General features: G+C 73.6%; 12 protein-coding genes. 5 read left to right on the top strand and 7 right to left on the bottom strand.

The annotated features are described in order from the left end of the window. Positions 1-72 precede the first annotated feature (72 nt). Positions 73-1482 (top strand): NAD(P)/FAD-dependent oxidoreductase, encoded by a 1410-nt coding sequence (locus ACFYR3_RS06695; protein WP_355840233.1) that lies wholly within the window; start codon positions 73-75, stop codon positions 1480-1482. Further along, the gene (locus tag ACFYR3_RS06690; RefSeq protein WP_389281817.1) at positions 1479-1991 is read left to right on the top strand and encodes an O-acetyl-ADP-ribose deacetylase; all 513 of its coding nucleotides are present in this window, start codon (positions 1479-1481) and stop codon (positions 1989-1991) included. Before ACFYR3_RS06695 ends, ACFYR3_RS06690 begins: the two co-directional genes overlap by 4 nt. Before the next feature lie 302 nt (positions 1992-2293). Here ACFYR3_RS06690 and ACFYR3_RS06685 read toward each other — a convergent pair whose 3' ends face one another. Genes ACFYR3_RS06685 through ACFYR3_RS06675 form a run of 3 tightly spaced genes read right to left on the bottom strand, consistent with a single transcriptional unit; the run spans position 2294 to position 4570 of the window. Then, positions 2294-3244, bottom strand: a complete 951-nt coding sequence (locus ACFYR3_RS06685) for an endonuclease/exonuclease/phosphatase family protein (protein ID WP_389281815.1) — start codon at positions 3242-3244, stop codon at positions 2294-2296. 46 nt (positions 3245-3290) lie between these two features. After that, complete coding sequence (locus tag ACFYR3_RS06680; RefSeq protein ID WP_355840236.1) at positions 3291-4190, bottom strand: M48 family metalloprotease; 900 nt, start codon at positions 4188-4190, stop codon at positions 3291-3293. Then, positions 4187-4570, bottom strand: a complete 384-nt coding sequence (locus ACFYR3_RS06675; RefSeq protein WP_355840237.1) for a BlaI/MecI/CopY family transcriptional regulator — start codon at positions 4568-4570, stop codon at positions 4187-4189. Before ACFYR3_RS06675 ends, ACFYR3_RS06680 begins: the two co-directional genes overlap by 4 nt. A 228-nt stretch (positions 4571-4798) precedes the next feature. Between ACFYR3_RS06675 and ACFYR3_RS06670 the strand changes: the two genes are divergently transcribed. From ACFYR3_RS06670 to ACFYR3_RS06660, 3 genes are all read left to right on the top strand, one after another. Further along, the gene (locus ACFYR3_RS06670; RefSeq protein WP_389281812.1) at positions 4799-6304 is read left to right on the top strand and encodes a hypothetical protein; all 1506 of its coding nucleotides are present in this window, start codon (positions 4799-4801) and stop codon (positions 6302-6304) included. A 350-nt stretch (positions 6305-6654) separates the two neighbouring features. After that, complete coding sequence (locus tag ACFYR3_RS06665) at positions 6655-7617, top strand: lysylphosphatidylglycerol synthase domain-containing protein (RefSeq protein WP_389281810.1); 963 nt, start codon at positions 6655-6657, stop codon at positions 7615-7617. A gap of 86 nt (positions 7618-7703) precedes the next feature. Beyond that, a complete protein-coding gene (locus tag ACFYR3_RS06660) occupies positions 7704-8549 on the top strand; it encodes a hypothetical protein (RefSeq protein WP_355840239.1) in 846 nt (281 codons plus the stop codon). Positions 8550-8627: 78 nt separating this feature from the next. On the opposite strand, the gene ACFYR3_RS06655 is transcribed toward ACFYR3_RS06660, so the two are convergent. The 4 genes from ACFYR3_RS06655 to ACFYR3_RS06640 all read right to left on the bottom strand — a co-directional run bounded on the left by ACFYR3_RS06655 (position 8628) and on the right by ACFYR3_RS06640 (position 12020). Further along, positions 8628-9992 (bottom strand): HAMP domain-containing sensor histidine kinase, encoded by a 1365-nt coding sequence (locus ACFYR3_RS06655; protein ID WP_355840240.1) that lies wholly within the window; start codon positions 9990-9992, stop codon positions 8628-8630. Positions 9993-10056: 64 nt separating this feature from the next. Beyond that, positions 10057-10719, bottom strand: coding sequence for a response regulator transcription factor (locus ACFYR3_RS06650; RefSeq protein ID WP_355840241.1), 663 nt, complete (start codon positions 10717-10719; stop codon positions 10057-10059). 9 nt (positions 10720-10728) lie between these two features. Further along, a complete protein-coding gene (locus ACFYR3_RS06645) occupies positions 10729-11352 on the bottom strand; it encodes a phosphatase PAP2 family protein (RefSeq protein WP_355840242.1) in 624 nt (207 codons plus the stop codon). Continuing rightward, positions 11349-12020 (bottom strand): DedA family protein, encoded by a 672-nt coding sequence (locus ACFYR3_RS06640; RefSeq protein ID WP_355840243.1) that lies wholly within the window; start codon positions 12018-12020, stop codon positions 11349-11351. Before ACFYR3_RS06640 ends, ACFYR3_RS06645 begins: the two co-directional genes overlap by 4 nt. Positions 12021-12076 lie beyond the last annotated feature (56 nt).

Raw genomic sequence — 12076 nt, 5'->3', positions numbered from 1 at the left:
GGCTGTCAGTCCTCCGGCATATCCTGATCCTCAGTGGCCGTCGGCTGACAAAGGAGTCCGAAGGTGCCGTCGATGCTCGATACGGTCGTGGTGGGTGCGGGGCCGAACGGACTGACGGCTGCCGTGGAGCTGGCCCGCCGGGGCTTCTCCGTCGCTGTGTTCGAGGCCCGCGACACGGTGGGCGGGGGAGCGCGCACCGAAGAGCTGACCCTGCCCGGTTTCCGGCACGACCCGTGTGCGGCGGCGCATCCGCTGGGCATCAACTCGCCCGCCTTCCGGGCGATGCCCCTGGAGCGGTTCGGCCTGGAATGGCTGCACGCCGAGCTTCCGATGGCGCACCCGTTCCCGGACGGCTCGGCGGCGGTGCTCTCGCGGTCGGTGGCCGAGACGGCGGCATCCTTCGGGCCGCGCGACGCGGGCGCGTACCGCAGGCTCGTCGCGCCGTTCCTGAGCAAGTGGGACACCCTGGCGCACGACTTCATGTCGTTGCCGCTGACCGCACTGCCGCGGGACCCGGTCACCCTCGCCCGTTTCGGTCTGGCCGGGCTGCCGCCGTCGACCTGGCTGATGCGCCGCTTCCGCGACGAGCGGGCCAAGGCCCTGTTCGCGGGTCTGGTGGCGCACGTCATCGCGCCGCTGGAGGGCGTCGGCACGGGCGCCGTCGGCCTGGTCTTCGCACTGGCCGCGCACGCCCGGGGCTGGCCCGTGGCGCGCGGCGGCTCCCAGTCCATTTCGGACGCGCTCACCGCGTATCTCAAGGACCTCGGCGGCACCGTCCACACCGACTACGAGGTGAAGCGCCTCGACGATCTGCCTCCCGCGCGCGCGTACGTCTTCGACACCTCGCCCAAGGCGCTGGCCCGTATCGCGGGGTTCGGGCGGTACTACGAGGGATACCGGTACGGAGCGGCCGCCTTCAAGATCGACTACGCGCTGGACGGGCCCGTGCCCTGGACCGCCGAGAAGGCCCGCGTCGCCGGGACGGTGCAGGTGGGGGCGAGCAGAGCGGAGATCGGCAGCGCGCTGCGGGCGGCCTCGCGCGAGGGCCGGGCACCCGACGCGCCGTTCCTGATCACGGTGCAGCCGAGCGTCATGGATCCGTCCCGGGCACCCGAGGGCAAACAGGTCTTCTGGGCGTACGGCCATGTCCCGAACGGCTGGACCGGAGACCTCACCGACGCGATCGAGCGCCAGCTGGAGCGGTTCGCGCCTGGCTTCCGCGACCGCGTACTGGCCCGCGCGACCGCCGGACCGCCCGAACTCGCCGCCCGGAACGCCAACTACGTGGGCGGTGACATCGCCTGCGGTGCCGCCTCCGGACTCCAGCTCATGCTCCGCCCCAAGCTGTCCCTGTTCCCGTACAGCACCCCGCACCCCGCCGTCTTCCTCTGCTCCTCGGCCACCCCGCCCGGTCCCGGTGTGCACGGCATGTCGGGGCACAACGCGGCGAAGGCCGTCTGGAGGAGGCTGAGAGAGTCATGACCACGATCACGCTGGTGCAGGGCGACATCACCCGGCAGAGCGTCGACGCCGTCGTCAACGCGGCGAACTCCTCACTGCTCGGCGGCGGAGGTGTCGACGGGGCCATCCACCGCCGCGGCGGCCCGGCCATCCTCGCCGAGTGCCGTGAGCTGCGTGCCGGTCACTACGGCAAGGGGTTGCCGACCGGCCGGGCGATCGCCACGACGGCGGGCGACCTCGACGCCCGCTGGGTGATCCACACCGTGGGTCCTCGCTATGCCCAGGAGGAGGACCGGTCGCAGCTATTGGCGTCCTGCTACCGGGAATCACTGCGGGTCGCCGACGAGCTGGGCGCCCGTACCGTCGCCTTCCCCGCCGTCTCCGCGGGCATCTACGGCTGGCCGATGGACGACGCGGCGCGCATCGCGGTGGAGACCGTCCGGGCCGCGAAGACCGACGTCGAGGAGGTCCGCTTCGTGCTCTTCGACGAACGGGCGTACGACGCGTTCGCCGGGCAGCTGAGCAGCTGAGCTGACGGGCCGGGCGCCGGACACGGCCGCCTGAGTGAACCGGGTCGGGCGGGGCGTGCGGCCACACCTTCCCGGGGTTGCCGGGGCGCAGCGGCGGAGCGGGCGGCCCGGCGCGTCTCTGACTCACATGGACTCACATGGGCTCACATGGCCGGGCGGACAACGGCCTTCGGGCACCGGCTGAGCGGACCGCCGCGCTCTCGGCACGTGGGAGCCGAGTCGGCGTATGCGGCCGGGGCGGAGTGTGCGGGTGGCCCGCCGGGGCCGTCCGGGCCCAGGGGTGCATCGGCCGTGCGGCGCGGTCACCGGATCAGTTCGACCACCAGCGGCCGGTGATCCGAGATCGCGGTGCTCGGCGTGTGCACCCCACGGACCGCGTCCGCCTCGATTCCGGTGGCCAGCACATGGTCCAGCTGGACGAGGGGACGGTGCGCCGGATAGGTGGGCGTACGGGCCAGATCCCGCCAGCCGCGCGGCACCGCCGGGGTGCTTTCCCGCCGGGTCCGGCGGAGCCCGCCGCCGAACGGTCCGGCCGGGTCGAGGACCGCCCGCGGAAGCGCGCCGGGCAGGTTGAAGTCGCCGAGAAGCACCTGGGGCCGGGGCAGGTCGGCGATCCAGGCGCGGACGGTGAGCAACTGGCGGATGTTCCAGCCGGGCACGAACGACAGGTGCAGCGCCACGACGGTGAACGGCCCGCGGTTCCCTTCCACGACGGCGGCCAGTGCCGCCCGCGGCTGGTCCCTGGACACCGTGAGTCCGCGGCGTCCGGGCGTCCGCAGCGGCATGGGGATCGGCGCCGGGGCCAGCCGCCGTGCTCTCCAGTGCCGTACGGGCAGCCGGGACAGCAGGGCGATGCCGTGCGAGGGAACACCGCCGCCCGCTTCGGTCTCGAGCGGGCCGTACACCCGCAACCCCGGTTCGGACAGGGCCGGGATCCAGCCGCCGCCCGTCTGCGCGGCGCCGTGGAACGCGGACGCGTAGCGCCAGTGGCGCGCGCCGGACCCCGCGGCGGCGGCCGCCGCCTGGTCCACCCCGCCCGAGCGTTCCTGCAGCCGGTCCAGCTCCTGAAGCGCCAGGACGTCGGCGTCCAGCGACGCGACGGCCCGGACGAGCGGCGCCTCGGAGCCGCTCGTGGCCGGGACGGAGACGGGCCCGCCGTCCACCATCGGCTGGCCGTGCAGCACGTTGAACGTCGCGAACCGCACCCGCCCGGAGCGCGAGGGGTCGGGGTGAGCCGTCTCGGAAGGTGTCATGAGCGCGACCGTACCGAGCGGGAGCCGTGAGCGGTGGTCCGGTCTCCTACACCCAGGGCAGCGTCTGGCCCAGCAGCCGCAGCAGATCGCCCGTGGCGTCGGCCGCACCCAGCGCGGGCAGGGCACCGAGCGCGAGAACGGCCGCACCCACGGACCGCATGACGGGCGGCGGAGCGGTCTGCAGGGCCGCGATCCGGCGGGTGACGGCGTGCTCGGAGAAGTGCAGGGCGCATCCCGGGCGGGCGCGCTGGGAGACGAGGGCGGCACGCGCCAGGGCGCGGGCGGTCGTGTGCCGGTCCCCGACCGTGCTCGCGGCCTCCTCGTCGGCCCAGCGCTCCAGCAGGAAGGCGACTGTGTCGCGGACGGGCGCGAGCAGGGGGTTCGCCGCCGCGGCCAGGGCGACGGCGGTCGAGAGTGCCGCGTGCCGGTGGGTGAGATGGGCGCGTTCGTGGGCGAGCAGAACACGCCGTTCGGCGGGCTCCAGCGCACCGAGCATCGCGGCCGTGACCAGGATCCGGCCCGGCCTGCCGGGGATGGCGAAGGCGTGCGGGGTCGGCGAGGCGGCGACGACGAGTTCGCTGTCCGGCGGGTGCCCCTCGCAGAGTCTGAGCAGGACGCGGCGGGTCGCGATGCGCGCTCGTACGACACGAAGGAGCCGGTGGGCGATCACGGCGAGGGCGGCCACCGCCAGGACGGCCACGGCCTCCGGGACGGGCTCGGGCAGCGCCCGGCCCTCCTCACCGGCCTCGGCGATCACCGCCGGTGACTGGTCGATCAGGGTGGCCCCGAGCAGCAGCAGCGCCCAGGTCGAGGCGGCCGCGGTCAGCACGGCGGCCGCCGTGAGGACGCGGGCCGCCAGCGCAGGCGACACCCGCCTGCCGACCTGCGGGGCGATTCCGGTGAGGAGCAGCGCCAGTACGAGCGGAACGTAGACGTCGATCCTCATGGCCCGTTCCCTCCGAGGAGGTCGCGCAGGGCTTTCTCCTCCTGGCGGCTGAGCCCGGTGACGAACTGCTGGAGCGCCGCGATCGGGTCGGGTCCGCGGTCGAGTGCCTCGTGCATGGCCTCGGCGGTCAGCTGGGCCGCGTTCTTGGCGGGCCGGTACGCTCCCCGCCGGCCGTCAACGTCACGGAGCACAAGGCCCTTGTCGTACAGACGTTTGAGGATGGTGTGCACAGTGTTGTAGGCGAGTCCGCCGCCGATCTCGGCCTGGATCTCGGCGGGAGTGAGTGCGTCGTCGGTGGCCCACAGGGCGGCGAGGACTTCGCTCTCCAGCTCGCCCGCGCTGCGCCGTTCCACCCTTCCAAGGGGACCTGTGCCAGCCATGCCCGTCACCTTACAGCGCGTAGGGGAGCCGGAAACGGTGCCTATGCCGGGCGTACGCCCTGGGTGCGCGGGGTCGCGTACCGCCCCAGGGCCCTTCCTCGGATGCCCGTCCCGTACGGCGCCTTCTTCCGGTGGGCGATAGTTTGTCCATGACTCCCCGGCTCCGCCCTCACCCTACGTCTTATAGGGTGAGGAAACCCTACAGCGTGTAGGGCTGAAGGGTGGACGATGGCCAAGACCCTGAACGTCCCGCTCATCGGCGCCCGGCGGCCCAAACCGCCGGACGGGGCGGCCCGCGTGTCCAGGCGCCCTGGTGGCCTGGGCCTGCTCGCCCTGGTCGCGGCCGCCTTCACCCTGGCCCAACTGATCCTCGTGCACCCCGGGATGGGCCTCGGCTGGGACGAGACGGTGTACGTCAGTCAGGTCTCCCCGCATGCCCCCGCGGCCTTCTTCAGCGCGCCACGGGCCCGCGGCGTCTCCCTGCTCGTGGCGCCGATCGCCTCCTGGTCGTCGTCCACCACCCTGCTGCGGGTCTACCTCGCCCTGCTCTCCGGACTCGGCCTGTTCGTGGCCCTGCGCGTCTGGCGCGGACTGTTCCCGGTGCGGGTCCTCGCCCTGGCGGGCGCCCTGTTCGCGACGCTGTGGGTGACCCTCTTCTACGGCCCGCAGGCCATGCCCAACTACTGGGTCGCGATCGGCGCCCTCGTCTGCGTCGGGTGTTTTCTGCGAGCCCAGGCGGACGGCCACGACCGGGCGGCCCTGTGGGGGATCGGGCTGAGCGCCGCGCTGATGGCGTGGATGCGGCCCCCCGACGCGGTCTGGGTGACCCTGCCGCTCCTCGTCGTCGCCGTGGCCGTCCCCCGATGGCGGCGGGCCGGGCCGCTGCTCGCCCTCGTCGCGGGTCTGCTGGCCGGGGCGGCCGAGTGGATCATCGAGGCCTATGTCAGTTACGGCGGCCTGGGGCAACGGCTCTCGGACGGTTCGCGCATCCAGGGCGGCCTCGGCTGGAACATCGCCGTCGGCGACCAGATGCGCAGCCTCGGCGGACGCGTGCTGTGCAGGCCCTGCACCGGCGCGATGCCGAACCCCGTGGTGATGGCGTGGTGGTTCGTCCTGCCGCTGATCGCCGTCCTCGGCCTGGTGATCGCCTTCAGGGCCCGTCGCACGGCACCCACCCTGCTGCTTCTGGCCTGCGCCACGACAGCCGGAATCCCGTACCTCTTCATGATCGGATACGCGGCGCCGCGCTTCCTGCTGCCCCTCTACGCCCTCGTCGCGATCCCCGTCGCCGACGCCCTCGTCCACGTGGTCACCGTCCCCGGCCGACGCCGACGGCCCGTGATCGTGACCCTGGTGGCCATCGGTCTCGCCGGGCATCTGGCCGTGCAGTTCGCGGTCCTGCAGGCCACGGTGCGGCGCACCACCGACAGTCACCACGGCTGGGCGGTGACGGCGGCGGAACTGCACCGGCTCGGTGTGCGGCCGCCCTGCGCGCTCGCCGGCCATCAGTCCGTCCCCATCGCCTTCTACACCGGCTGTTCCTCCTGGGCGGTCGGCGGACACAACGCCAACGCCACCCCGGAGAGCATCACGCGTTCCGCCCGGCGCATGCCGGTCGCCGTCGTCACCATTCCGGGGAGCAAGCCGCCCGGATACGCCCGCACCTGGGCATCCCATCGCGTCGGTGACCTGAGCGTCTACGTCTCTCCGGGAGCGGGGAGCCCTACGCCGTGACCCTTCCGCCGGAGACGCCTTCGCCGGCGGAGAGTGGGCAGGCCGCCCGCAGCGGTCGGGCGGTCGGCCTCGGCCGGCCTCCCGGCAGCGAACCGGCGGGCGTTCCGGTGGGCGCTCCGACGCGAGGACCGGCAGGGAACGGGCCGGTCGGCCGCGCACCGGTGTCCGTCGCCGGCCGTGGCCCGGTCGCCGGGCCGACGAGCGACGGCCGTGGGATGCCGCCGCCCGAGCCGGTGTCCGGGCCGGGCGACCCGGTGTCCGGACCGGGCGGGCCGTCGTGCGGATCGGGCGGGCCGTCGTGCGGATCGGGCGGGCCGTCGTGCGGACCGGGCGGGCCGTCGGCGCCCGCGGTGTCCGACGGCAGGTGGACGACCGTCGGCCGGCGACTGTCCGTGGGCGACGGACGAGTGGGCTGGCACGCCGGGGTTTCACTGCTCGTGCTGGTCTGCGCCGGGTTTCTCGCCCACCGGCACTGGCCGGTGATCGAGGCGGGAGCCGGCCGGCTCACCCACGCCGACCGGGGCTGGCTCCTGGTGGCGACCGCCGCCACCCTGGCGACCTGGGCCTGCTCGGCCCTCGCCCAACAGGGCGCGGTGACGGAGCCGCTGCCCGCCGGGCGCCTGGTGGCGGTGCAGTTCGCGGCCGCCTCGGCCAACCACGTACTGCCCTCGGGACTCGGCGCGGGCGCCGTCAATCTGCGCTTCCTGACCCGGTGCGGACTGCCCGTCGCCCGCTCCGCGACCGCGCTCGCGGTCAAGGCGTGCGCCGGAACCGTCGTGCGCGGCTGTCTGATCGGCGGGCTCGCTCTGGCCTGCCCCGGCGCGCTCCGTCTTCCCCGGGTGCCGGCGAACGCCTGGACCGTGACCGCCTGGACGACGGCCGTCGTGGTGGCCGCCGTCGCCGCGGTGCTGCTGGCGGGCCCGCTGCGGCGCGCGCTGCGTTCCGTACTGCTGGACGTCCGCGCCGTACACGAACTCCCCGCGCGGGCCGCCGCGCTGTGGGGCGGTTCGCTCGCCTTCGCCGCGCTGCACGCCACCGTGGTCATCGCCGTCGCGCAGGCCATCGACCTGCCACTGTCCCCGGCCCGGGTGGCGCTCGCGTACCTCGCGGCGAGCAGCGCCGCCGTCCTGCTGCCCACCCCTGGCGGCCTCGGCTCCCTGGACGCCGCCCTCGCGCTGGCCCTCACGCTCGCCGGGGCGCCCGGCGGAGCGGCGGCGTCGACGGTTCTCGGCTACCGGCTGCTCACCGTGTGGCTTCCGCTGCTGCCGGGGCTGGTGGCGCTGGGGGTGCTGATCCGCCGCCGAGTGCTGTGAAACCGAGCGCTGTGAACGGGGGGGCGTGTTCGGGGGCGTACGGCAGTCAGGATGCGTTCAGGCTTCCGCTGACACCCTCGGGCCTCATGACCTACGAGACAACAGAGACCTCCGGGACTCCTGAGGCGTACGGCCGCACCGGCGCCCCGGCCGCCGGGCAGCGCCTGCGCTGGAACAAGGTGCCCGAAGTCACCGCGTACTTCTGGATCATCAAGGTGCTGTGCACGACGGTCGGCGAGACCGCCGCCGACCTCCTGAACGAGAACCTGGGCATGGGCCTGACCGGTGTGTCGCTGCTCATGAGCGGGCTGCTGGCGATCGTCCTGGTGGTCCAGTTCCGTACGAAGACCTACCAGCCGGGCGTGTACTGGCTCGCCGTGGCGCTGATCAGCGTCGTGGGGACGCTGATCAGCGACAACCTCACCGACAACCTGGGCGTGCCGCTGGAGACCAGCACCGCCGTGTTCGCGGTCGCCCTCGCCGTGACCTTCTTCGTCTGGTACCGCCGCGAGGGGACGCTGTCCATCCACAGCGTCGACACGCTCTCCCGCGAGGCCTACTACTGGCTGGCGGTGCTGTTCACCTTCGCGCTCGGCACCGCGGCCGGTGACCTGGTCGCCGAGCGCATGGCCCTCGGGTACTGGGTCTCCGCCGTGCTGTTCGGACTCGCGATCGCCGCGGTCGCCGTCGCGCACTTCGCGCTCGGCCTGAACGCCGTGCTCAGCTTCTGGATCGCGTACATCCTGACCCGTCCGCTGGGCGCGTCGATCGGCGACTACCTCTCGCAGCCGACCGGCGACGGCGGCCTGGGCTTCGGCACCGTCGTCACCAGCGTGCTGTTCCTGACGGTCATCCTCGGCCTGGTCGTCTACCTCTCGATCACCCGCCGCGACGTCACGACCGCCGACCGGCCCACCCTTCAGGCGGGCTGACCACCGACGGGGTGAGCCTCGCAACCAGGCCGGCATCCAGAACTGTTCCTTCCGGAGGCCGGTCCGCCTGCGGGGGCCTCACCCCGACGGAAGGGCGACCACGAACGTCGCGCCCGTGGCGTGTGCCTCCTCGTGGTGCACCTCGCCGCCGGCGGAGCGGGCCAGGCGTCGCGCCAGCGGCAGACCGAGGCCCGCTCCGCCGTGTCCGTCCGCGGGATCGGCGCGGCGCCCCGGCTGGAAGAGCTGGGGCGCGAACGACGCGGGTACACCCGGTCCGTCGTCGGTGACCTCCACACGGACGCCACCGGGCCGCCCGCCGGCCCGCAGCTCGACCCGGGCGGACGCGTGCCGCAGCGCGTTGTCGAACAGGGGGCTGACGATGCGCTCCAGCAGGGCGTCCGGCACTCCGGCCGCCAGACCCGCTCCCGGGCCATTGACGACGATCTCCACCTCCGGCCGCGCCGTGCCGGCACGGTCCGCGAGCCGGTGCAGTACGGATACGACCTCGCTGGTGCCCGGCGCCGCGGACGCGCTGTCACGGGCGTCGTCGAGCAGCGTGTCGCAGATCGTGCGCATGGACCGGGCGGCGTCCGCTATGGCCTCCTGCGTGGTCCGGGTCTCCTCGGCTGAGCGCGGCCGGGACTGCCACCAGTCGAGCTCGGCGATGATCCGGGCGAGTGGATTGCGCAGCTCGTGCGACAGCTCCTGGGTGAGCTGACGCTCATGACGCAGCAGGGCCCGGATGCGGTCCAGGAGCGCGTCCAGCGACCCGCCCAGCCGGGCGAGTTCGACGGGCCGGGCGATGCTCCCGAAGCGTTCCTCGGAGGCCACGGCGCTCCACCGGGTGGCCTGGTCGGTCATGGTGCGCACGGGACGCAGGGCGCGCCCCACCGCGAGGCGGGTCAGCGCGTACGTGCAGGCGAGCATGGCGGCGTCGAGTGCGAGCGACGCGAAGAGCAGGGTGTCGGCCGAACTGCGGTACGGGGACAGGTCGAGGGCGGTGACGACGGTCGCGCCGGTGCTGTCGCCCGGCACCGGCCGCGCGCACAGCCGGACCGGGCCGTGGGCGCGGGCGGTGACGCAGTGCGTCCCGCCCCGTGCGGCGAGTGCGTCGGCCGCGCGGGTGAGCGGGCCGGCGGCGGTGGCCGCGGGCGGCTTCTCCAGGAGCCGGTCGCCCGCGTAGATCCACACGTTGGCGTCGAGCAGCTCCTCGCCCGGCATCTCCAGGACGCGCACCCGGGCGCCACTGGTGTCGACCGTCGCGGCGACGGCGGTGCCCCGGGTACGCAGCTCGTCGTCCGCCTGGTGCTGGAGGTGCTGTCGTACGACGGTGTTGAACGCCAACGTGAGGATCACCATGAGCAGGGTGGCGGTGGTCAGCGCGACGAGCGAGAGCCGGCCCCGCAGGGTCTGCGGCCGCCAACCGGACGCGAACGTTCTCATGGGCGCACGCCTCCGGTCGTGAAACCCGCCCCGGCGGTCGGCCGAGCGGGTGAGGGACCCGGTCTCATGACAGGCGGTGCCCGATACCGCGCGCCGTGGTGACCGTCAGCTCGCTGCCGCCGTCCCGCAGCTTGCGGCGCAGCCGGGTCAGATACTGGTCGAGCGTGTTGTCACTGACCTGGGCTCCCTCCGGCCAGCCGGCCCTGATCAGCTCCCGTCGGCTGACGATCGCCCCGGACGCCGCCATCAGCGCCGCCAGCAGGCGGAACTCCGTCGGAGTCAGGTCGACGCGACGGCCCCGCACGGTCAGGCTGTGGGCGACCGGGTCCAGCACCAGGTCACCGGCCGTACCGGCCGGACCCGGTCCGGCGCGCTTGAGGGCCGCCCGCAGCCGGGCCGCCAGCTCCGTCAGATGGAACGGCTTGGGCAGGTAGTCGTCGCCGCCGGCCGAGAAGCCGGCCAGCCGGTCGGTGAGGTGGTGGTGGGCCGTCAGGAAGATCACGGGGGAGAGGAAGCCGTTGGCCCGGATCGCCTGGCACACGTCCCGTCCGTCGGCGTCGGGCAGGCCGACGTCGAGGACGGCCGCGTCGATGTCGTCCCCGGCGAGCCGCAGCGCGGTCGCGCCGTCCTTGGCCGGCACGGTGTCGAAGCCCTCGTCCCGCAGCCCGCGCCGCAGGACGTCACGCAGCGCGTGGTCGTCCTCGACGACCAGGATCCGCCGGCGCATACTCCGCGCTCACCCGCTCTTCGCGAGCCGGGACGCGATGAGCAGGGCTCCGAGCCGCGAAGCGGCCAGCCGGTGCTCCGACACGTCGGGCAGCCTGTGGAGGACGGCCGTCATCGCCATCGCGACCAGTGTGCCGACGAGCACACCGGCCGCGACGTCGTGCGGATAGTGCACCCCGATCCAGACCCGGGAGGCCGCCATCGCGCCCGCGGCCACGATCGCGACGCTGCCGAGGAGGCGCGAGACGAAGAACAGCGCGACGGCCGCCGCGGCCGCGATCGCCGCGTGATTGCTGGGGAACGACCAGTCGCCCGGCGCCGGGCACGCCTCCAGCGTCGCCACCCGCAGGCTCTGACAGGGCCGGTCCTCGCGCACCAGCAGCTTCACGCCGAGATCCACCCCGTACGCCACGACCACGACGACCGGGACCGCGAGCGCGGCCAGCGCGGCCCGCGGGCTCTCGCGCCGCGCCCGCCACCAGCCCAGCACCATCAGCACGGCGAACAGTCCGAGCCCGTACGTCGACCACACCGACACCAGGCTGTCGACCCACGAGGGGGAGTCCTGAGCGAGATCGACTACATACCGGTAGGCGGAGCCGTCGATCGAGGAGCCGTCGAGAGCCAGGATCATCCCTGGGCCTCCTTGCTCGCGGCGCCCTGTCGGCGGGAGCGGTACAGCTCAGCGGCGAGCGGGGCCAGCGACACGAGGACGATGACCGCGATGATCGGGAGCAGATAGTGGTCGACGTTCGGGATGGAGGAACCCAGCGCGTACCCGCCGAGGGTGAGGCCGATGCTCCAGACGAGGCCGCCGACCACCTGCCACACGGTGAAGGTCCGCACGGGCACGCGCAAGGCGCCCGCCATGGGGTTCAGCACCGTACGCACCACGGGGACGAAGCGGGCCAGCACGATGGCCTTGGCGTAGCCGTACTTCTCCAGCAGCTCCTCGGCGCGGTGCGCGCCCGCTTGGAGCCGTGGGGCGGAATCGCGGGACAGGAGGGCGCCGCCCGCTTTCCGTCCGATCAGGTAGCCGGTCTGCGCGCCGACCAGCGCGCCCACGGTCGCGGCGATCAGCAGCGGGGGGAGCGACAGTTTCAGGCCGTTGTGCCCCGATCCCGTGCACAGCAGGCCCGCCGTGAACAGCAGTGAGTCTCCGGGCAGGAAGAAGCCGATCAGCAGGCCGGTCTCCGCGAACATCACCACGCCCACCCCCAGTACGCCGAAGGCGGCGAGCAGGGACTGGGCGCTGAGAATATTCACGGCGAGGTGTGACGCTGTGAACAAAGTTGCGGCCATGGTCGCGGGCCCTCTCATACTGGATGGGCGGGCACGGTCGTTACTCGTACCCGACT

This window comes from Streptomyces sp. NPDC005784, assembly GCF_042871525.1.
In the GTDB taxonomy this organism is placed as follows: domain Bacteria; phylum Actinomycetota; class Actinomycetes; order Streptomycetales; family Streptomycetaceae; genus Streptomyces.
Note: the sequence above shows the minus strand (reverse complement) of the source record. Positions and strands in the feature narration are given on the sequence as shown.

Excerpts from the sequence above, each read along its gene's own strand:
- ACFYR3_RS06695 (WP_355840233.1), top strand. The coding sequence starts at position 73 with ATGCTCGATACGGTCGTGGTGGGTGCGGGGCCGAACGGACTGACGGCT.
- ACFYR3_RS06690 (WP_389281817.1), top strand. The coding sequence starts at position 1,479 with ATGACCACGATCACGCTGGTGCAGGGCGACATCACCCGGCAGAGCGTC.
- ACFYR3_RS06685 (WP_389281815.1), bottom strand. The coding sequence starts at position 3,244 with ATGACACCTTCCGAGACGGCTCACCCCGACCCCTCGCGCTCCGGGCGG.
- ACFYR3_RS06680 (WP_355840236.1), bottom strand. The coding sequence starts at position 4,190 with ATGAGGATCGACGTCTACGTTCCGCTCGTACTGGCGCTGCTCCTCACC.
- ACFYR3_RS06675 (WP_355840237.1), bottom strand. The coding sequence starts at position 4,570 with ATGGCTGGCACAGGTCCCCTTGGAAGGGTGGAACGGCGCAGCGCGGGC.
- ACFYR3_RS06670 (WP_389281812.1), top strand. The coding sequence starts at position 4,799 with ATGGCCAAGACCCTGAACGTCCCGCTCATCGGCGCCCGGCGGCCCAAA.
- ACFYR3_RS06660 (WP_355840239.1), top strand. The coding sequence starts at position 7,704 with ATGACCTACGAGACAACAGAGACCTCCGGGACTCCTGAGGCGTACGGC.
- ACFYR3_RS06655 (WP_355840240.1), bottom strand. The coding sequence starts at position 9,992 with ATGAGAACGTTCGCGTCCGGTTGGCGGCCGCAGACCCTGCGGGGCCGG.
- ACFYR3_RS06650 (WP_355840241.1), bottom strand. The coding sequence starts at position 10,719 with ATGCGCCGGCGGATCCTGGTCGTCGAGGACGACCACGCGCTGCGTGAC.
- ACFYR3_RS06645 (WP_355840242.1), bottom strand. The coding sequence starts at position 11,352 with ATGATCCTGGCTCTCGACGGCTCCTCGATCGACGGCTCCGCCTACCGG.
- ACFYR3_RS06640 (WP_355840243.1), bottom strand. The coding sequence starts at position 12,020 with ATGGCCGCAACTTTGTTCACAGCGTCACACCTCGCCGTGAATATTCTC.